The 21382-nt window shown below is 35.5% G+C and carries 14 protein-coding genes; 13 read left to right on the top strand and 1 reads right to left on the bottom strand.

The features are described 5' to 3' along the window. Positions 1–60: 60 nt before the first annotated feature. Positions 61–402 carry an EamA family transporter gene (locus tag IGL48_RS09225; RefSeq protein ID WP_002356899.1) on the bottom strand — a complete coding sequence of 114 codons (342 nt, stop codon included), beginning with the start codon at positions 400–402 and terminating at the stop codon, positions 61–63. Positions 403–648: 246 nt separating this feature from the next. Between IGL48_RS09225 and IGL48_RS09220 the strand changes: the two genes are divergently transcribed. The 13 genes from IGL48_RS09220 (at position 649) to IGL48_RS09160 (ending at position 21373) form a co-directional block, all read left to right on the top strand. Further along, positions 649–1443, top strand: coding sequence for an ABC transporter permease (locus IGL48_RS09220; protein WP_002356900.1), 795 nt, complete (start codon positions 649–651; stop codon positions 1441–1443). Between the two features lie 12 nt (positions 1444–1455). Next, complete coding sequence (locus tag IGL48_RS09215; RefSeq protein ID WP_002356901.1) at positions 1456–2673, top strand: ABC transporter ATP-binding protein; 1218 nt, start codon at positions 1456–1458, stop codon at positions 2671–2673. Beyond that, positions 2663–5806: a glycosyltransferase gene (locus tag IGL48_RS09210; RefSeq protein WP_002384301.1), complete on the top strand. Its 3144-nt coding sequence runs from the start codon at positions 2663–2665 to the stop codon at positions 5804–5806. Before IGL48_RS09215 ends, IGL48_RS09210 begins: the two co-directional genes overlap by 11 nt. A gap of 11 nt (positions 5807–5817) precedes the next feature. Next, positions 5818–7959: a glycosyltransferase family 2 protein gene (locus tag IGL48_RS09205; protein WP_048949278.1), complete on the top strand. Its 2142-nt coding sequence runs from the start codon at positions 5818–5820 to the stop codon at positions 7957–7959. Next, the gene (locus IGL48_RS09200) at positions 7960–9963 is read left to right on the top strand and encodes a DUF7657 domain-containing protein (protein ID WP_002384303.1); all 2004 of its coding nucleotides are present in this window, start codon (positions 7960–7962) and stop codon (positions 9961–9963) included. Between the two features lie 28 nt (positions 9964–9991). Continuing rightward, a complete protein-coding gene (locus IGL48_RS09195; RefSeq protein WP_002384304.1) occupies positions 9992–11293 on the top strand; it encodes an EpaQ family protein in 1302 nt (433 codons plus the stop codon). Positions 11294–11398: 105 nt separating this feature from the next. Further along, a complete protein-coding gene (locus IGL48_RS09190; RefSeq protein ID WP_002384306.1) occupies positions 11399–12796 on the top strand; it encodes a sugar transferase in 1398 nt (465 codons plus the stop codon). A 119-nt stretch (positions 12797–12915) separates the two neighbouring features. Further along, positions 12916–13749 carry a glycosyltransferase gene (locus tag IGL48_RS09185; protein ID WP_010815186.1) on the top strand — a complete coding sequence of 278 codons (834 nt, stop codon included), beginning with the start codon at positions 12916–12918 and terminating at the stop codon, positions 13747–13749. 15 nt (positions 13750–13764) lie between these two features. Further along, positions 13765–14607 carry a LicD family protein gene (locus IGL48_RS09180; protein ID WP_002384308.1) on the top strand — a complete coding sequence of 281 codons (843 nt, stop codon included), beginning with the start codon at positions 13765–13767 and terminating at the stop codon, positions 14605–14607. A gap of 315 nt (positions 14608–14922) precedes the next feature. Then, positions 14923–18066, top strand: coding sequence for a GW dipeptide domain-containing protein (locus IGL48_RS09175; RefSeq protein WP_202518447.1), 3144 nt, complete (start codon positions 14923–14925; stop codon positions 18064–18066). Positions 18067–18634: 568 nt separating this feature from the next. After that, positions 18635–19336, top strand: coding sequence for an IspD/TarI family cytidylyltransferase (locus IGL48_RS09170; RefSeq protein ID WP_002384310.1), 702 nt, complete (start codon positions 18635–18637; stop codon positions 19334–19336). A gap of 11 nt (positions 19337–19347) precedes the next feature. Beyond that, positions 19348–20403, top strand: coding sequence for an NAD-dependent epimerase/dehydratase family protein (locus tag IGL48_RS09165; protein WP_002384311.1), 1056 nt, complete (start codon positions 19348–19350; stop codon positions 20401–20403). A 1-nt stretch (position 20404) separates the two neighbouring features. Further along, positions 20405–21373, top strand: a complete 969-nt coding sequence (locus IGL48_RS09160) for a glycosyltransferase family 2 protein (RefSeq protein WP_002384312.1) — start codon at positions 20405–20407, stop codon at positions 21371–21373. Positions 21374–21382 lie beyond the last annotated feature (9 nt).

The following is a 21382-nucleotide window of genomic DNA, read 5'->3' as shown; positions in this document are numbered from 1 at the left end:
TTAAAAGTTGGACCTGAAAGTCTAATTTTTAAGGGTCAGCTCAATGAATAGCGATCTTTTTTATTTAAGATTCATAATCACAATGCCGACAATAATAACCACAGCACCAATAAGGGCATTCGTTGTAATTGTCTCTTTTAGAATAAGATTTGAAGCAATTAAAATAGCGATGTTTGTACAGGCAACGCCTAAAGGAACAATGTAAGAAACATCGGAACGACTAATAATTAACATCCATAAAATAAAACTAATTAAATAACAAAATAAACCTAATAAAGATATAAGTGAGATATTCATTGAAAAGATTGTTTGTTGGAGTTGGATGTTCAAACTGCTAGAACCTAGTTTAAATAAGACCAGACCAGCAGAAGACAGAAATACGTAAATAATAAAAAGAACCATAATTTCCCTTCTCTCAAAAATAGTTTCCGTGCAAAAAATGCAAGACCTCCATTATTGTAGCATAATCTCCTAAAAATTGGACAAGATTTTTTAATATAGCGAAATCAGTTAAATTTTTCTTTATAAAAAGGGGTCTACTATTGAAAAGCTAGGCGTTTATCGATAAAATAGAAATGTTGTTTAAAATGGCATTTTTGTATTCAAAAATTTTAGATAAAAATAGTTTATTACGGAAGGAATAAGTATATGTTTAAAGAAACATTTTCAATTTTCAAGAATATTTTTCAGAACAAAAAATTGTTACTACAATTTTCATTTAATGATTTTAAGGCCAAGTATGCTGGTTCAGCACTAGGAATTGTCTGGGCGTTTTTAACGCCATTAGTAACTGTTTTGACGTATTGGTTTGTCTTTTCTGTAGGCCTTCGTTCTAGAGCAGGCGACAATATGCCGTTCATTGTCTATTTAGTAACAGGGATGGTACCTTGGTTCTTCTTTTCAGATTCGTTATTATCAGCCACGAATGTGTTTCGTGAATATAGTTATTTAGTTAAAAAAGTCGTGTTTAATGTACAAATTTTACCAACGTCTAAAATTTTATCGAACTTGTACACCCACTTGTTTTTCATTCTAATTGGTTTTGTAATTACTACAGCTAACGGTTATTACCCAAGTCTGTACAGTTTGCAATTAATTTACTACTTAGCTTGTTTATTAGTCTTTTTAACAGCAATTACGTGGATTACTGCTTCAACACAACCATTTTTACCTGATATTATGCAATTTATCAATATCATTATGCAAACAGTTATGTGGACATTGCCAATTTTATGGCAACCAACTGGAATGATTGCGACAATCTTAAAAATCAATCCATTATATTATATTGTTCAAGGATACCGCGAATCTTATTTAGGCGGTGCATGGTTCTGGGAACATTGGCAATATAGCTTATATTTCTGGGGAGTTACTATTGTTTTACTATTAATTGGCTCAACCGTGTTTAGACGCTTAAAACCACATTTTTCAGATGTACTATAAGGAGAGAACGACATGTCAGAATATGCAATCGATATCCAACATATTACCAAAACATACAACATGTATAAAAAGCCGTCCGATCGGTTTAAAGAAGCGCTTAGTCCAACTAAAAAATCTTACCACGATTTGTTTTATGCGTTAGACGATGTCACGATGCAAATTAAAAAAGGCGAGATGATTGGTTTTGTCGGCGAAAATGGCTCTGGGAAATCAACCATGTTAAAAATTATTACAGGAGTACTAACACCAACCTCCGGGTCCATGGTGATTAATGGGAAAATTTCAGCGTTGCTTGAATTAGGTTCAGGTTTTAACCCTGAATATTCAGGATATGAAAATATTTTCTTAAATGGAATGGTCTTGGGTTTTTCCCGAGAAGAGATGGAAGAGCGTGTCCAAGATGTCATTGATTTTGCTGACATCGGCGATCATTTGTATCAACCAGTTAAGACATACTCTAGTGGTATGTTTGTCCGCTTGGCTTTTGCGGTAGCTATTAACGTGGACCCAGATATTTTAATTGTCGATGAAGCGTTGGCTGTCGGGGATTTAGAGTTTCAATTAAAATGTATGGAAAAATTTACGGAAATTAAAAATTCTGGTAAAACAATTTTATTTGTTTCTCACGATGTAAACTCCATCCGTCGTTTTTGTGATAGAACTTTTTGGTTGCAACACGGGAAAGTCGTTGAATATGGAGATACGATGGACGTGACTACCAATTACGAAAACTTTTTGAAAAAGAAATCAATTAAAACAGTTGACCGCGAAGCGACCATGAAAGATGAAACCCCAACACCAGATATTATTGAGGTGGATCATGCGGAACTTTTAAATGCGGATTATGAACCATTAGAAATGGTAACGCAAGATGAAAAAGTGATTGTAAAAATTGAATATACTGTCAAAAATGACCAAATTAAGAAGCCTGTTTGTGGGGTCGCTATTCGAACAGTGGACAACCATTATGTCTGTGGCTTAAATACGTTATTAGATGGCGTGCAAATTCCTTGGAAAAAAGGACGGAATGTTTTTTATTTAGAATATGAAAAAATGTCATTATTAACAGGTGAATATTATTTTGATATTGCTTTCTTTGAGGAACATGCAACAGTCCCATTAGTCTACAAAACAAAATACGTGACGATGTTTATTACCGGTCGTTATGCCGGAGAAGGAATTGTCATCTTAGATCATAAATGGAAGGATACGACAAAAGATGAAGTATGATTTTGAAATGGAAACAGACGAGAGTACCAGTGTTGGGAAAATCGTAGCACAAATCAAAGAAAATAGTGATGTCTTGGAATTTGGTCCAGGTAATGGGCGAATGACTAGCTATTTGATGGAAGAAAAAAAGTGCCAGGTCTCAATTGTTGAATTAGACAAAGAACTTTATGATCATGTCAGTCAATTTTCAACAGATGCCTTTTATGGCAATATTGATGAAAATGATTGGGTCGAATACTTTGCTGGTAAGACGTTTGATTATATCGTTTTTGCGGATGTGTTGGAACATTTAATGAATCCTCAAAGCGCCTTAGCAAAAGTTAAACCATTTTTAAAACCAGGCGGTCAAATCTTAATCACTTTCCCTAATTTGGCGCATAATTCGGTCTTAATTGATTTATTTAATAATCGTTTAACGTGGAATGAAACTGGGCTGTTGGATGCTACGCATAAATCATTCTATTTACAAGAAGGATTTGAAAAAGTTTTTGCAGAAGTTGGTTTATACATTGCCAAAGAAGATTTTACATTTAATCAAGTTGGCTACAACGAAATTCCTACGACATATGAAGCGTTACCTGTAGAAGTACAAGCAGCTTTTAAAGCGCGTCCCTTTGGTGAAGTGTATCAGTACTTTTTTGCCTTGACTGCTGAACCAGTAGAACAGCCAGAGCGAGTGACACCAGTAAATTCATACAATGAAAAAAACGTTCATATTTTAATTAATTGCGGCGAAGAAAAAGAGACTGAGTTGGATCAACCAGTTGATTTACAAAAACCTGAAACAAAACAGTTCCAACTGAAGATACCAGAAGACGTCCAACTGATAAAATTATTCCCAAGTTTAACGGGGGCAATTGTCAAATTATCCATGACGATAGACGGCGAGACAGTCCCAGTCGCAGCCACGAATGCTTTTCTGGTACAAGAGAATATCTATTATTTCTTAGATACGCAAGTCCCTGTAATCGAAGTAACCGATGCACAAATGGCAGGCAAAGACCTGACAGTAGCCATTGATTATTTCTTTGAAGGCAACTATTCAGAACGTGAAAATACCTTTATTCATGCACTGTTAGATGAAAGAAATCAATTTTTAGAAGAAATGAATAAACAGACGGAGACTGCCCCTATGCCTACTGGAAAATATAAACGAATCACGTTAACTAAATTTGATAAAATGATTAATTTAACCATCGACGATATTGCTCGCGATGTAGAAAATAACGTTTCTGTTATCAGAGGGTGGGCGTATGACAAACAAACAAATTATCCGCTAAGATTCAGCATTGCAGAAGCTAGTGAATCAGTCACTTATACGGTGGAAACAGAATATCGTCGGGATGTTATTGATATGTTTGAATTAGAAGGCGATCAAGATTATGGTTTTGTCATTACGATTAAAGACCCAGAAGATTTACCAGCCTACACGCTAAACATTGACACCAAATCAGGCCAGAAGGTTCAATACGTGGTGGAACGTCCAAACATGGTTCAACCAGGCACGAAATTTGATCGAGCATGGCGTTCGATTCAGACACGTGGTTTCATGGGCTCAGTGAAGTGGTGCTTTAAACGACAAGAAAAAGCAGAAGCCCCTGTTGACGTGGAGGCAGTTTTAGCGGAAATTAAAACGTTCCAATTCCAGCCTAAAATTTCTGTCGCTGTGCCTGTTTATAATGTCGAAGAAAAATGGCTTGCAGCATGTGTCTCTTCTTTACAAAATCAGTACTATGAAAATTGGGAGTTATGTTTAGCAGATGATGCATCGCCAAGCGAACATATTAAGCCCATGCTAGAAAAATATAAAGAACTAGATCAACGAATCAAAGTTATTTATCGCGAAGAAAACGGACATATTTCAGAAGCAACTAACTCAGCTTTGTCGATTGCTACTGGCGATTTTATTGGTTTCATGGATAACGATGATGAATTAGCGCCACAAGCATTATATGAAGTGGTTAAAGCTTTAAATACAGATCCAACGATTGATTTTCTTTATACTGATGAAGATAAAATTACAGAAAATGGTCGTCGCTTCAACGCGTTTTACAAATCGGACTGGAATCCAGAACTGATTTTAAATCATAATTACATTACACACTTTGTTGTTGTGAAACGTGATTTATTAGAAAAAGTAGGCGGATTGAACTCAGCATATAACGGTGCTCAAGACTATGATTTCGTATTACGAGCAACGGAACAAGCAATGAAAATCAAGCATATTCCTGGTATGATGTATCATTGGCGTGCCATTGAATCATCGACTGCTCTAAACCCTGAAAGCAAAGGTTACGCCTATGTAGCTGGTCAAAAAGCGGTCCAAGCGGCGACGGAACGCCGTGGCTTAAAAGCACAAGTAGAGATTGCCGAATTTTATGGTTCCTATAAAATTAACTATCTTTATGATCATGTGCCGATGGTATCATTGATTATTACGAATGATACAGAGAATATGAGTAGTTACTTACGTCAATTATTAGAAAAAACTGCCTATACAAATTATGAAATTCTATTGCCTGCACGCTTCGAGAATCAAATAAATATCCAAAATGACCGTCTTCGTTATGTTTCAACAGAAACTCGTCATGGCATGATTCAAGCTGCTAAGGGAGAATATGTGGCTTTATTAAATGCTGGATTGGTACCAACGAAAAATGATTGGTTAAAAGAGTTAATGAACATTGGTCAACAAGAGACCTCTGGTTTAGTGACTGGCCGCGTAGTTGACGCACGCTATCGCGTGGAAACAGTGGGAGTATCAGTTGATACAGACAAAGGTCGATTACTTTATCCTGAAAAAGGCACCCCTGGTAAAAGCTTAGGTTACTATTACAGAATTGCTTTACCAAGAAATATTCAAGCAGCAACTGAAGACTGCTTACTATTCAACAAACAACTTTACCTAAATTTAGAAGGAATTAACGAAAGCTTAGGAAAAGAATGGATGGGTGTCGATTTATCGTTACAATTTGCTAGCGCTGGTAAACGAAATGTATATGTGTCCTATGCAATTTTGAAAGCAGACGAAAAAATGCAAAACCATGATAAAAAAGGATCTTATAAAGAACTTGCGGAAAAATGGACCGCGGAAGCTTTAGTTGATCCCTACCGAAATCCGAAACATCTATAAGGAGAATGCACATGAATGAAGACATTAAGGTGATCTTTGATAGTATCTATCGCGACAAAACAACAAATAATTTAACCATTACAGGTTGGGCGTTGGATACAATCACTAAAGAAAGCCCAACTTTCACAATTAATAATGAAAACCAAGTGTCCGCTTATAACATTCAGCGCGTTTTACGTGAAGATGTTAATCAAATTTATCAAACAGAGCCTGCGATTGAAGCTGGCTTTGTTGTTACACTTGAAGGAATTAAACAAAAAAAAGTACTCCCTTTTCATTTTCAATCATCAGCACATGTTGTAACGGTGGATTTTCCCTTGAATAAAAAATATCCAGTGATTCCAGGGACAGAAGATAAAGTGACTCGTCTTTGGATAAAAGCCAAAAAAGGATTTAAGTATATGGCTAAAAATGGTATTTCTCATACCATTCAACGAGCGAAAATTGAGAAACTAAGAAATCAAGCTTCGTATCCTAACTGGTTAGCTAGAAATGAAGTACTAGACATAGAAGCGATGACGCAAGAAATCGCAACATTTCATTATCAGCCTAAAATTTCCATTGCGATGCCAGTGTATAATGTTGAAGAAAAATGGCTTCGGTTGTGCATTGATTCTATTTTGAATCAAGTCTATACTAACTGGGAATTATGTATGGCCGATGACGCCTCAACAGATCCTAATGTCAAAAAGATTTTAACAGAGTACCAGCAATTGGATGAGCGAATTCGGGTCGTCTTTCGTGAACAAAATGGTCATATTTCCGAAGCAACCAACTCTGCTTTAGCGATTGCTACCGGAGAATTTGTCGCCTTACTAGACAACGATGATGAATTAGCGATCAATGCTTTTTATGAAGTGGTTAAAGTGCTGAATGAAAACCCAGAACTGGATTTAATTTATAGTGATGAAGATAAGATTGACATGGATGGAAATCGTTCTGATCCAGCCTTTAAACCAGATTGGTCACCTGATTTACTTTTAGGAACCAATTACATTTCGCATTTAGGCGTGTATCGTCGGAGTATTCTAGAAGAAATTGGCGGCTTTCGAAAAGGTTACGAAGGTTCTCAAGACTACGATTTAGTCTTAAGATTTACTGAAAAAACGACAAAAGAACGCATCAAACATATTCCAAAAGTTCTTTACTATTGGCGGATGCTGCCAACCTCAACAGCAGTGGATCAGGGCTCCAAAGGTTATGCTTTTGAAGCGGGGCTAAGAGCCGTGCAAGATGCGCTCGTTCGTCGAGGAATTAATGGTCATGCAACGCATGGGGCGGCGAATGGCTTATACGATGTTTATTATGACATTAAATCCGACAAGTTAGTCTCAATTATTATTCCAACTAAAAATGGCTATAAAGACGTACAACGTTGTGTTTCATCGATTATTGAAAAAACAACCTACCAAAATTACGAGATTATTATGGCTGATAATGGAAGTACAGATCCAAAAATGCACGAATTGTATGCAGAATTTGAACAACAATTACCTGGCCGCTTTTTCGTTGAATCAATCGATATTCCATTCAATTTCTCAACTATTAACAATCGTGCAGTGAAAAAAGCGCACGGAGAGTATTTATTATTTTTAAATAATGATACCGAAGTGATTACAGAGAATTGGTTAACCTTGATGGTTTCATTTGCTCAGCAAGAACGGATTGGCTGTGTAGGTGCTAAATTATTGTATCCAAATAATACGGTCCAACACGCAGGCGTTATTTTAGGATTAGGTGGCGTCGCTGGGCATGGTCATTATGGTTATCCCCATGGTGACTTAGGCTATTTTGGTCGGTTAGCTATTAATGTTAATTATTCAGCAGTAACTGCCGCATGCTTACTTATGAAAAAAGCAGATTTTGATGCAGTTGGTGGTTTTGAAGAAGCGTTTACCGTAGCTTTCAATGATGTTGATTTATGCTTGAAAGTCCAAGCTTTAGGACGTGACAATGTCTGGCTTCATGAAGTAGAGCTTTATCATTTTGAATCTCAAACTCGTGGATATGATGATAAAGGCAAAAAGAAAAAACGTTTTGAACAAGAAAAAGTGATGATGGAAGAAAAATGGGGACCTTTAATTGAAAATGATCCATTTTATAATCCTAATTTGACAAGGGATATTCCCAACTTTTCATTACGAATTGACTAGATGCAATTGCGGATGACGAAATGGAGCGAAAAGATGGAACAACAACTAACTACAAGAAAAGAAAAACAACCATTACGCAACCAAGCTGAGCAGAGCGCTCGCTTGGTTGATCATTTGTTACGCTGGCGCTATCTGCTAGCGGCAGTCATTTTTATTTTACTGGTAGCCTTTAAAGTCCATGGTAGTTCATTAAACATGTGGGATGCGTATGTTTCTGAATATGCGGATGGTCAAAAAAGTTCATTAATTGCTGGTGAACCAAGAGGTGTTCGCTCGGATGAATGGCTCGTTCAAACCCCATTTAGCCTCTCACAAACACAAACAGGTTTGAAAACACATAATGATGTGATTACGTTAAATGGGCAAGACATGGTGGTAGGCTATAATTCACCAGCATGGAATCTGGCCACGTTAGCGAAACCTTTTACGTGGGGCTATGTACTATTAGGCAAAGAATATGGCTTATCGTGGTATTGGAATCTTAAATTAATTGGCTTAATTTTATTTTCTTTTGAAATTGGTTTGATCGTCACACGGCGGAATAAATATTTAGCTTTGTTAGCAAGTGTTTGGATTCCGTTTTCTTCGGCCCTTCAATGGTGGTTTGTCTCGCCAGTTGGAGATTTAGTATTTTTTGGTTTAGGTTTTTTAGTGGGAATTTATAATTATTTCTATTATCATAGTAGTGTTCGACGTCGTGTCATTTGTGCGATAACGGCTGTTATTATGGCCTCAGGATTTGTTTTAGTTATTTATCCTGCGTTACAAGTACCACTTGGTTATTTGATTTTATTATTTTTAATTTTATTCTTTTTAGAATTTCGTAAAAAAATTAAGTTGGATAAGTGGGATGGGGTCCTGATAGGTGGGGCACTCTTGATGACGGCGATTATTGTTGGCGGATCGTTATATGGCTCATTGGATTCCTTAAAAGCAGTAATGGATACCGCTTATCCAGGAAAACGGGTAAGTTTAGGTGGCGATATGCCTAAACGCGATATTTTGTTATTTTTAACAAATTGGAAAATGCCGTTTCAAGATGTTCCATATTCAAATAATTCGGAAATCAGTAGTTTTTATCAATTATTTTTTGTTATTTTGCCGCTCTCACCATTTATTTTTTATAAAAAAATCAAAGAAAACATTTACGGTTTTGTCTTATTCGTGTATTGTTTATTTAACTTAGTTTGGATGAGCGTTCAATTTCCAACAATTTTTGCTAAGTTGACATTGTGGTCTTATGTGCCAGAACAACGGGCGATGTTATCCTTCGGGTTTGCCGCTGTGTTGTTAAGTTTATGGTTCATCGATTATTTATGGAATCGCCAAGCAAAAATTCCAATGATGGCCTGGTTAGGGGCGCTAGGATTAAATGTTGTTCTGTATTTCTTTGTTTTATATACGGGCAATTTACGGTTATACGTTACACGAATGGACATCATTGGTGTCTTAGTTGTCGCTACCGTTTTAATTGTTGCTTTATTTAAACGTTGGCGCACGTTATTTGTCCTTGTCTTATTAGGAATCATTATGGTTTCTGGTGCCTTTGTTAATCCAATTTCTCGAGGCGTTTCTGCTGTCTATGGTAAAAAATTAGCGGTAGAAGTGGAAGAAATTAACAAAAAAGACCCCAACCAATTGTGGGTGGGCGAACGCTTGATGTATGGCTATTTGCCAATGTTAGGTTTGCATACATTTAACGGTGTTGCTTTTACGCCTGACTTAGAGGCTTGGAAACCATTAGATCCAAAAGGAAAAGACACATTTATTTATAATCGCTATGCGCACATCAATGTTGAAGTAGGAAATCAGACCCCTGTTTTAGAGTTGATGCAAAAAGATGCGATTATTGCTCGTTTATCTCCAGAAAAATTAAAAGAATATGGGATTAAATATGCGGTCGTTTATAAACCATTAGAACCGTTAGACACACCAACGATTCATTTTGAAAAATTATATGGACCTGATCAGAACGGGGCATATATTTATCGAATAAACGACTAGTGATTCATTCATGGAATGAGGTTTGAATATGGGAAAAGTATTGAATAGAATCGGTCGACTTATTTTATTAGTTACAATGATCGGCTCGTATACGATGTGGGTCGTAGGAATTGATGCGCCAGTCACAAAATATATGTATGCCAATAGTTCAATTTTATTATTAATAGCAGTAATACTTGTACTGCTATTAAATTGTACGAAATTAAAATTTATTGACTGGCTGACCGTAGCGTTGGCGCTAGCCACCTGGCTCTTGTTTCACTTTACGGAATCAATCCGTCATAGCACGATGCAAACAGATACAATGATTCCTTTAATTATTTTGTTGGTTCTTTGTTTTAAAGTTTGTGTCTTTGATCGTTTGGATCAAACGCTTTTATTAATTGTCTCTTTAGTTGCTTTGAGTGCGACTTTGTATCGGATGTCCGTGGAGTTGCCTCAGTTGATTCCAGCAGACGAAATTTTTAAAGAATCAAATAAACTAGAAAGTATTTGGATTAATACCAATACGATTGGTGCAACGTTGATGTTTTCAACAATGATGGCCAGTAGTTTGATCAAAGCATATAGAAATAAGGTTTTTAACCTGCTGCTTTTACCTGTATACATTGGTGGTGTTTTAGGTACATGGGTCAGTCAATCAAAAACCTCTTTTGCCATTTTAGTTGGTTTTATTCTGGTGGATAATCTTTTACCAAAACGTTTCTTGCAACGTTCGAAAGTTTGGCTGTTTGGTTTTGTCGGAGTAGCTGCATTGGGACCATTGTTATTTTACTTATGTGCGGAATCGGATACTGTTGATTTATTTACAGGAAGAGAACGAATTTGGCATGAGTTTTTTGCTAAATGGTTATCTGATCCTCAACATATTAAAGTCGGTATGGAGCCTTTTGTGGCCTCATGGAAACCGCTGGGGACACATAATGCTTTTCTATTTACGTTAAGTAATTTTGGTGTCATCGGCTATCTGATTTTATTTGGTTTTTTAGTCAGTATGATTTTATTGATTGGTTTCCGCAAAAAAACATTGGATCGTTTGCAAGTTAGTTTACTTTTAGGCTTCCTTTTAATCTGGATTCATTCATTTATGGAAGATATTTTATTAGCGCCTCATTGGATGCCGATTGTTTATAGTTTCCTTGGGCTAGCCTTCTACTTCCGGCCAGAGAAAAAACGAGGAAGACATGAAAGACCAACGACACCTAAAAGAAGAAAACGAGTGAAACAAACAAGTCCTGTTAGCAATGAAGAGCGCCCGATAGCATCTGTTGACGAAGAGGGCTGGGACCAACCTGAAGAATTAAGTCGTGTCCAAAGACATCGCAGATAATTTTCATCCTATAGAACTTTCTTGTCCGCTGACATTATGGTATTATAGGGGTTGCATGTTATTACAAATAATGTAATTACTGGAAGTGAAGAGAGGAAGTTTTTAATGACATCAAAAAGTGAATGGAGTAATGCAAGACGAATTGTAATTATTTTAGCAGACGTTTTGCTCTATAATTTATCAATCATCTTAGGGTTTATGGTGAAATTTGGCCGAGAAATTCCTTCATTTAACTTTGTGGCTTATGAAAAATCTGCAATTTACATTTCAATCTTTTTTATCTTTTTGAATTTGTTGTTAGGTTCGTATATTTTTTATAATCGCAAAATTAGTGACATCATTTTTGTCACGGTGATTGGTCAAATTTTAATGACTTTAACGATTATGATTGTGACATTTGCCGGACGTTGGTTTACGTTCCCACGTTCTGTTTTAGGATATTCCTTTATAATCGGAATTATTGTTCTAAGTCTTTGGCGAATTCTTGTTTATTATCTTTACTTAAAGGTCAGCAATGAGCGAAAAGTTGTTTTACTAGGTAAAGAAAATCAAGTCATGCGTTCAATTCAAAACTTTATGTCTGATAAAAATAACAAGCATAAAGTAACGAGCGTTGTTGTCAGCAATTACTATGAAAACTTAAAAAAAATTATCGATGAAATCGATATTGTTTATATTTCAAGTAATGTTGATGAGAACGAAAAAGTAAAATTGTATCAATTAATTGTCAAACACAAGAAAAAAATCTTTTTAGATACAAGTTTTGAAAATCTAATTATGTTAAAACCAAACATGATGAACTTTGAAGATGAAAGTATTATCGAAGTCTCAAATTTTGAAATCCAACCAGAAGAGAATTTTATTAAACGTTTATTCGATATTTTAGTCTCTGTTTGCCTATTTGTGATTACCTCACCCTTAATGCTTATTGCAGCGATTTTAGTCAAAGCAACCTCACCGGGACCAGTGATTTACAAACAAACTCGGATTACATTAGATCAACGTGAGTTCTCGATTTTAAAATTTAGAACGATGTCGGCAACAGCAGAAGCAAAATCAGGTCCAGTCTTATCTACAAGTAACGACAGTCGCGTCACTACAGTTGGTAAATACTTGCGCGCTTTACGTATTGATGAGTTGCCACAACTAATCAATGTTATTCGCGGGGATATGTCCATTGTCGGACCACGTCCTGAACGACCATTCTTTGTTGATCAATTTAATCAGGAAAACCCGAATTACTATTTACGTCACAATGTACGTGCGGGGATTACTGGCTATGCCCAAGTTTATGGGAAGTATGCTTCTGACTACAATAGTAAATTGAACTTTGATTTACTGTACATCAAGAATTATTCATTGCTATTGGATATGAAAATTCTGCTTCAAACCATCAAAATTCTCTTTGATAAAGTATCATCAAGAGGATTGGATGAGTCTGAAGAACGTGAAGAATTGACGATGGATTATTGTAAAGAGAATGCTATTAGAATTTACCGTTAAGAGGAGCAGTGGCTCCTCTTTTTTTCAAAAAAAGAGAGACTTCTAACAAAGCTTGAAAAATCAGGAATTCTATGTAAAAATATATAAGCGTGGATGAAAAAAGAAATAGGGGTGAAGAAATGGAAAAGTTACCAGTAAGTGTCTTACTTTCCATTTATATAAAAGAGCGTCCTGAATATGTTATTGCATGTTTAGACAGTATTTTTAATCAAACTGTAAAAGTCGATGAAATAGTATTAGTAGAAGACGGTCCTGTAACTGAAGAAATGACAGTCATTGTAGATAAATATAAAGAAACGCATCCAGAAGTGCTTCATGTTTTACCTCTAGAAAATAATGTTGGTTTAGGTAAAGCGTTGGCAGAAGGGGTTAAAGCTTGTCGTAATGAACTGATAGCACGAATGGATGCAGATGATATTATGAAGACGGATCGGATTGAAAAGCAATGGCAACTATTTCAAAAAAATCCTAACTTGGTCATTACCGGTTCTAACATTATCGAATTTGAAGGGAACATAGAAAATGTTTTGGGTTATCGTAACCTTCCCAGTTCTAATGAGGATATTCGTGAATTTTCCAAAAGAAGAAACCCGTTTAATCATATGACTGTCATGTATAGGAAGTCAGACATTTTAGAGGTCGGTAACTATCTGCCAATGTCAGGGTTTGAAGATTATTATTTGTGGGTGCGGTTATTGAAAAAAGGAAAAGAAGCTCAGAACCTTTCTGAACATTTAGTCTATGCTCGAACAGGCAGTGATATGTACGCACGGCGTGGTGGTTGGCAGTATTTTAAGTCAGGACTAAAAGGACGCAAAGAAATCTATCAAGCAGGACTTGGTAGTTTTAAAGATTTTTTTGTGAGTTCCAGTGCGCATGTTGTCGTAAGTTTGATGCCAAATACTTTACGAGGTAAATTTTATGAAAAGTTTTTAAGGAAAGAAAATGATTAAGATTGAGGTAAAATTATGCAAGAGATGTCCCAGACAGATTTAAAAGAAATACAAGCTGTAACATTAACTATGTCCAAATATTTTGTGCAATTTTGTCAAGAAAATAATTTATTATGTTATTTCTGTGGCGGTGGTTGTATTGGTGCTGTACGCAATCAAGGATTTATTCCGTGGGATGATGATTTGGATTTTTTTATGCCACGACCAGACTATGAAAAATTAAAAAAGCTATGGCCACAGAAAGCAGATATAAATAGATATCCATTATTAGTTGCTTCTAAAACATATAATGATCATAATTCATTTATAACTATTAGGGATACTGCCACTACTTTTATTAAACCCTATCAAGAGGATTTAGATATCCCTCATGGTTTACCAATTGATATTTTTCCGTTAGATGGTGCGCCAGAAGGAAATTTGCGAAGAAAAATCCAAAAGTTTTGGGCACTGATTTATGCGTTATTTTGTTCGCAAGTTGTTCCAGAAAAACATGGTGGTCTGATGGCTATAGGAAGCAAGGTTCTATTAGGGATTTTTTCTTCAAGCAAAATTCGCTATCATATTTGGCGCTTTGCTGAAAAAAGAATGACTAAGTATTCCTTCGGCTCCACTCCTTATGTTACAGAATTATGTGTCGGACCACGCTACATGGGTAATATTTATCATTTGGAAGATTTTAAATCTGCTATTTTTGTTCCATTTGAAGATACAAAAATGCCAATACCAGTGGGCTACAAGAGCTACTTAACACAGGTTTTTGGGGACTATATGCAATTGCCACCAGAGGAAGATCGCCAACCCCATCATGAAGCGATAATTGTTGATACTAAAAAATCGTATACAGAATATCTTTAAAAACTTCAATTATTTATACCGAGGCTGAACGTTATCTATAAATAGCGTTCAGCATTTTGTTGTAAAAAAATAAATAACACAATCAATGTAATAAAAAGATAAAGTTTAGAAATAAAATAGTAAAAAAAAGTTAGCAAGATTTTCTTGACGTAAGTTGAAAATTATTAGAAAATTATTTGAAACTAGTGCTCATTCTAATCAGTTTTGGGAAATTTCAATTTGAAAAGTAAAAAATTGTTGGTTTCAAGTAAAATTTACATACTATAATTAAATGAGGATTAATTGTAAACAATACGCAAAAAGAAGGGTTAAATAATGAAGAGAATAAATAAAATATCTGTTATTACAATGCTAATGTTGACAGCATTGGTTCCTAGTTCATCAATAGTGTATGCAATCGATGCATCAAGTAGTGAAAGTGCAGAAGAAGTAATTTCTACGGATACAGCAGAAACACTAAACTCTACGTCATCTAGCGGGGAAACTTCGACAGAAAGTTCTTCTAGCGCCTCATGTTCAGTTCCTTCGGAAACAAAAAATAGTTTGGACACGAGTGATGCTAAAGACACTTGGCAATCAAAAGATGCTGAAGAAACTTCAGAAACGACTAGTTCTTCAGAATCTAATAATAAAGATGAAGACGAAATCGTAATAACAGAGGATATGAACAAACCTATGGGATCAGGAATGAAAGGAACGAGAAGAAAAAGAGCCGCATATGCCTACGGTGATCCTATTAGCATAACAGAGGCAAATCGTCCGCCTAAAAACTTTATCGATGTATCTTCTTGGAATGGTAGTTTAAGTGTAGCAAATTATCAAACTATGAAAAGTTATGGGATAGGCGGAGTGGTCGTTAAAATGACCGAAGCGACAACTTATCAAAATCCAGAAAGATTTGCACAAGTTCAAAATGCAAATGCAGTGGGAATAAAAGTATCCGCCTATCACTATAGTCACTTTACAACAAAAGATCAGGCAATAAAAGAAGCAAACTACTTTGCCGATACAGCAATTAATACTGGATTACCAAAAGATACTTTAATGATTAATGATGCAGAAGAAGGTAGCATGAATAATGGACAATTGACAGCTAATTCAATTGCTTTTGCTAATCAATTAAAAGCAAGAGGCTTTACGAATGTATTACATTATTCAATGGCAGCCTGGTTTACAGAAGGAGTTTTATCGCCTACACAACTAGGGACTGAAAATATTTGGATTGCTCAGTATCCTTTTGAACCGACTGCAGATCAGTTATGGCACAAAAATGAAGGTTATGCGGCATGGCAATGGTCTTCTTTATTAACAATTCCAGGTGTTGATATCGGCGTAGGTGTGTTTGATATTAATGCTGATTACACTGGACGATTTACATCTAGTGGTGGAAAACAGTATGATGTAATTTTAGATGAAAAACAATATGATTACACGGCAAAAGTAAAACCAGCAGCTGAATCAGGAAAACATGGCGTGTTTAATGGGATTATGAATACAGCTCCTGGGATCGTTAATATCGGTATGGGAGATAAATATGCGAACCAAAGTGTTCATATCATAGGATATGCCAAAACAAGCCGGACAGAGTTACTCCATTTTACAGTAGGTGGAAAAGATGCAGGCTGGATGGACAAACGAGCATTCACAGCTACGCTAGATAAAGCTACGTATAGTAAAATGAGTCGTGGAGCCAAAATAGGCGATGCAGCAGTTTCATCGAAGCATGGATTATATACAAAACCAAATAATACAGCAGAAGATGGAGAAAAAATAGGTTTAGGCTCTCTATATGCAAATCAAAACGTGCAGATCATTCAATCCGCTGAACTATCAACAGGTGTTACGGCTTATCAATTTCAAATAAATGGACAAACAATCGGCTGGTTGGACAGCCGTGCCTTCAGCAATGTGTATGATGAGCTGCTAGACGAAAAACGCTATGATTACATGGCAAAAGTAAAACCAGCAGCTGAATCAGGAAAACATGGCGTGTTTAATGGGATTATGAATACAGCTCCTGGAATCGTTAATATCGGTATGGGAGATAAATATGCGAACCAAAGTGTTCATATCATAGGATATGCCAAAACAAGCCGGACAGAGTTACTCCATTTTACAGTAGGTGGAAAAGATGCAGGCTGGATGGACAAACGAGCATTCACAGCTACGCTAGATAAAGCTACGTATAGTAAAATGAGTCGTGGAGCCAAAATAGGCGATGCAGCAGCTTCATCGAAGCATGGATTATATACAAAACCAAATAATACAGCAGAAGATGGAGAAAAAATAGGTTTAGGCTCTCTATATGCAAATCAAAACGTGCAGATCATTCAATCCGCTGAACTATCAACAGGTGTTACGGCTTATCAATTTCAAATAAATGGACAAACAATCGGCTGGTTGGACAGCCGTGCCTTCAGCAATGTGTATGATGAGCTGCTAGACGAAAAACGCTATGATTACATGGCAAAAGTAAAACCAGCAGCTGAATCAGGAAAACATGGCGTGTTTAATGGGATTATGAATACAGCTCCTGGAATCGTTAATATCGGTATGGGAGATAAATATGCGAACCAAAGTGTTCATATCATAGGATATGCCAAAACAAGCCGGACAGAGTTACTCCATTTTACAGTAGGTGGAAAAGATGCAGGCTGGATGGACAAACGAGCATTCACAGCTACGCTAGATAAAGCTACGTATAGTAAAATGAGTCGTGGAGCCAAAATAGGCGATGCAGCAGCTTCATCGAAGCATGGATTATATACAAAACCAAATAATACAGCAGAAGATGGAGAAAAAATAGGTTTAGGCTCTCTATATGCAAATCAAAACGTGCAGATCATTCAATCCGCTGAACTATCAACAGGTGTTACGGCTTATCAATTTCAAATAAATGGACAAACAATCGGCTGGTTGGACAGCCGTGCCTTCAGCAATGTGTATGATGAGCTGCTAGACGAAAAACGCTATGATTACATGGCAAAAGTAAAACCAGCAGCTGAATCAGGAAAACATGGCGTGTTTAATGGGATTATGAATACAGCTCCTGGAATCGTTAATATCGGTATGGGAGATAAATATGCGAACCAAAGCGTTCATATCATAGGATATGCCAAAACAAGCCGGACAGAGTTACTCCATTTTACAGTAGGTGGAAAAGATGCAGGCTGGATGGACAAACGAGCATTCACAGCTACGCTAGATAAAGCTACGTATAGTAAAATGAGTCGTGGAGCCAAAATAGGCGATGCAGCAGTTTCATCGAAGCATGGATTATATACAAAACCAAATAATACAGCAGAAGATGGAGAAAAAATAGGTTTAGGCTCTCTATATGCAAATCAAAACGTGCAGATCATTCAATCCGCTGAACTATCAACAGGTGTTACGGCTTATCAATTTCAAATAAATGGTCGAACAATTGGTTGGTTGGATAGCCGCGCCTTTAAAATGTAGAATAAGTTTATAAAGGTAACGACCAAACAATCTATCGAGGTTCTTTGTCAAATAGTATTGCTAAATAAAAATAGTGAACATCGTGAAAGTCAGAGGAGAAAATCCTCTGGCTTCTTTATTTTTTATTAAGTGCTTCTTATTATGAAATTATTTTTTCTCAAACATATGGTCACGGTCTATTTAACGTATTTAAATAATAAATAGTATTTTCTGAAATACTTGTATCCGCGATAAATGGCATTGACATGCATGATATTTAAATCGATTTTTACTCACTTCTAAATACGGCTTGAGTTCTACTATTTGAATTCTACAGAATTTTGAGATGTTCTTTGTGAATCAAAAAGTATAGGGTTTTTATCGTTTGTCCGTAATTTTTTTATTAAAATAACGAACAAAAATATTTACAGTTCGATTAAGGTCTACGATAAATTATTGAAACTTACTGTTAGTTATGAGAAAATGTAAAAGATTGAATGCAGTTTTGGCTGTGTTGATGAATATATAAGTTAAACAAAATTGAAATAAAACTAGTTGTTGACTAGTTAGAGAAAGGATTTTGTATCAAATGATTACAGCTTTAATTATTGCCGGTGGGGTCGGTAAACGAATGGGGCAGGAGATTCCTAAACAATTTATTATGGTAGAGGAAAAACCAATAATTATCTACACATTGGAATCTTTTCAAAAGCATCCACTCATTGATCGAATCTTAGTTGTGTGTAAAAAAGGTTGGGAACAAACACTAGATGCCTATGCAAAAGAGTACCATATTGACAAATTACAATGGATTATTCCAGGAGGAAATTCTGGTCAAGAATCAATTAACAATGGGGTTAATTTCTTAAAAGAACATTCAAACCCAGAAGATACTATTGTTATCCATGACGGAATTCGCCCATTAGTTGATGAATTAGTTTTATCTGATGTAATTGTTAAGTGTCAAGAATACGGAAATGCAGTGACTTCGTTGCCATATAATGAACAAATTTTTGTAAAAGAAACTGAGGAAACAACTCGACAATATATTAATCGTGAAACATTACGTCGCGTGTCAACACCACAAGCCTATAAATTTGAAAAATTAACTTGGGCTTACGAAAAAGCATTCCGTGAGAATATTGGTATTTCTGAATCGTCATATACAAATACTATGATGGTGGATTTAGGCGAAACATTGTATTTTGCTGCGGGTTCGGATAAAAATATTAAATTGACTACATCGGATGACTTAGAATTATTTAAAGCTTATTTAAAAATGAAGGATTAGGAGATATAGGCATGGAGTTAATTGATAATCCAATTTATCAATCTGAATTGAAAAAAGTGATGAATCACGCAGTTAATCTGGTTAATTTAGATAAAAAATCAATTTTGATGATTGGTGCTTCTGGAATGATAGGATCTTTTTTGATAGACACGTTGATGGCTGCAAATGAACAATTAGGAATACAAATCAAGATATATGCAATGGGAAGGAACCGTTTGAAACTTGAAAAGCGGTTTGAAAAGTATCTTCAGTTAGACACTTTTGAAATTGTTGAAGGTGATGTCACGAATTCTATACCAAAAGAGGTTCAAGCTGATTATTTGATACATGGTGCGAGCAATACGCACCCCAGAGCTTACGTAACCGATCCAATTGGTACAATTATGACTAATCTTGTTGGTACAGAGCAAGTATTGAAGCATGCTGTAGCAACCCGTCCTGTTAGAGTGTTATTCTTATCAACGGTAGAAATTTATGGGGAAAATCGTGGTGATGTAGAAAAGTTCACAGAGGATTACTGTGGATATATCGATTGCAACACTTTGAGAGCAGGTTATCCTGAAGGGAAAAGAGTTAGTGAGTCATTATGTCAAGCTTATATTGAAAAATATGATCTTGATATTGTGATTCCAAGACTTTGCCGTACATTTGGCCCCACAATGCTTTTATCTGATACGAAAGCCTCTTCACAATTTATTTTGAATGCTGTTGAACAAAAAGATATTATTTTAAAAAGTGAAGGAAATCAGTATTTTTCATATATCTATGTGGGGGATGCTGTTTCTGCTATTCTTCATTTGTTACTTGAAGGTAAAAAGGGAGAGGCATACAACGTTTCTTCAGAAAATTTTGATTTGCGATTAAAAGAACTAGCGCAACAATTAGCTGAAATCAGTGATAAAAAAGTGATTTTTGATTTGCCAGATGGCATAGAACAAAAAGGTTTTTCAACAGCTAGTACAGCAATACTTGACAATAAGAAAATCAAAGAAAATGGGTGGTACCCAATATTTGAATTAAGAGAGTCTTTGAAAAATACAGTAGAATTAGTTAAAGGTGAGAAGTAAAATGTGTGAGATTAGTATTATTGTTCCCGTTTATAAAGTAGAACCATATTTAAGAAAATGTTTGGATTCAATCTTAGCACAAACATTTACTAATTTTGAAGTTATATTGGTCGATGATGGTTCTCCTGACAATAGTGGTAAAATATGTGATGAATACGCAATAAAAGATAGTCGTGTTCGTGTTATTCACAAAGAAAATGGTGGCTTAAGTAGCGCTAGAAATGCTGGAATTGATATTGCCCAAGGAAAATATTTGGGGTTTGTTGACAGTGATGATTATATTGCTGAAGATATGTATGAGGTGTTATATGAGAATTTGAAATTTTATGATGCCGATATTAGTTCTGTGGAAATAATTCCTTTTCGTGATGATAAGTACGAGAATACTAGCAAAGAAAAAAAAGAAATTCTATTAAATAAAAAAGAAGCGATAAAGTCGGTTTTAGAAGGAACAGATTTTTATGCATATGCTTGGAATAAACTTTATCGTAAAGAACTTTTTTATAACAACCGATATTTAGAGGGTGAAACTTTTGAAGATGCCTATATAATTATAGATATATTACTTGAAACTGATAAAATCATTGTATCAAATGAAGAAAAATACTTTTATTTACAAAGAAATGATAGTATAATGGGCCAAAAATTTTCTAAGAAAACTTTGGATGTCATAAAGGCTTGGCAGTATAATCAGAAAAAAATATTGAATCATTTTCCTGATTTAAAAGATTCGTATAATCGTAGATTATGTTGGGCGTATTTTTATGTTTTAGATAAGCTAATTTTATCAAGTAACTATAAGCAAATTCCCGAGACAAAAGAAATTATTGAATTTTTAAAAAAAAATAGAAATTTTATATTATCTTATAAAGGATTCACTAAATCAAGAAAAATTGCAATTGTTGCTTTAAGTTTTGGAAGTGTATGGTATAAAAAACTAGTAGAGTATCGATTGAAAAAACTTGATTAGTTGAGTTTG

Source organism: Enterococcus sp. DIV1090, from assembly GCF_050537975.1.
GTDB classification, from domain to species: Bacteria; Bacillota; Bacilli; order Lactobacillales; family Enterococcaceae; genus Enterococcus; species Enterococcus faecalis.
The sequence above is the reverse complement of the archived record's forward strand: the minus strand, read 5'-3'. Positions and strand labels throughout refer to the sequence as shown.

Excerpts from the sequence above, each read along its gene's own strand:
- IGL48_RS09225 (WP_002356899.1), bottom strand. The coding sequence starts at position 402 with ATGGTTCTTTTTATTATTTACGTATTTCTGTCTTCTGCTGGTCTGGTC.
- IGL48_RS09220 (WP_002356900.1), top strand. The coding sequence starts at position 649 with ATGTTTAAAGAAACATTTTCAATTTTCAAGAATATTTTTCAGAACAAA.
- IGL48_RS09215 (WP_002356901.1), top strand. The coding sequence starts at position 1,456 with ATGTCAGAATATGCAATCGATATCCAACATATTACCAAAACATACAAC.
- IGL48_RS09210 (WP_002384301.1), top strand. The coding sequence starts at position 2,663 with ATGAAGTATGATTTTGAAATGGAAACAGACGAGAGTACCAGTGTTGGG.
- IGL48_RS09205 (WP_048949278.1), top strand. The coding sequence starts at position 5,818 with ATGAATGAAGACATTAAGGTGATCTTTGATAGTATCTATCGCGACAAA.
- IGL48_RS09200 (WP_002384303.1), top strand. The coding sequence starts at position 7,960 with ATGCAATTGCGGATGACGAAATGGAGCGAAAAGATGGAACAACAACTA.
- IGL48_RS09195 (WP_002384304.1), top strand. The coding sequence starts at position 9,992 with ATGGGAAAAGTATTGAATAGAATCGGTCGACTTATTTTATTAGTTACA.
- IGL48_RS09190 (WP_002384306.1), top strand. The coding sequence starts at position 11,399 with ATGACATCAAAAAGTGAATGGAGTAATGCAAGACGAATTGTAATTATT.
- IGL48_RS09185 (WP_010815186.1), top strand. The coding sequence starts at position 12,916 with ATGGAAAAGTTACCAGTAAGTGTCTTACTTTCCATTTATATAAAAGAG.
- IGL48_RS09180 (WP_002384308.1), top strand. The coding sequence starts at position 13,765 with ATGCAAGAGATGTCCCAGACAGATTTAAAAGAAATACAAGCTGTAACA.
- IGL48_RS09175 (WP_202518447.1), top strand. The coding sequence starts at position 14,923 with ATGAAGAGAATAAATAAAATATCTGTTATTACAATGCTAATGTTGACA.
- IGL48_RS09170 (WP_002384310.1), top strand. The coding sequence starts at position 18,635 with ATGATTACAGCTTTAATTATTGCCGGTGGGGTCGGTAAACGAATGGGG.
- IGL48_RS09165 (WP_002384311.1), top strand. The coding sequence starts at position 19,348 with ATGGAGTTAATTGATAATCCAATTTATCAATCTGAATTGAAAAAAGTG.
- IGL48_RS09160 (WP_002384312.1), top strand. The coding sequence starts at position 20,405 with ATGTGTGAGATTAGTATTATTGTTCCCGTTTATAAAGTAGAACCATAT.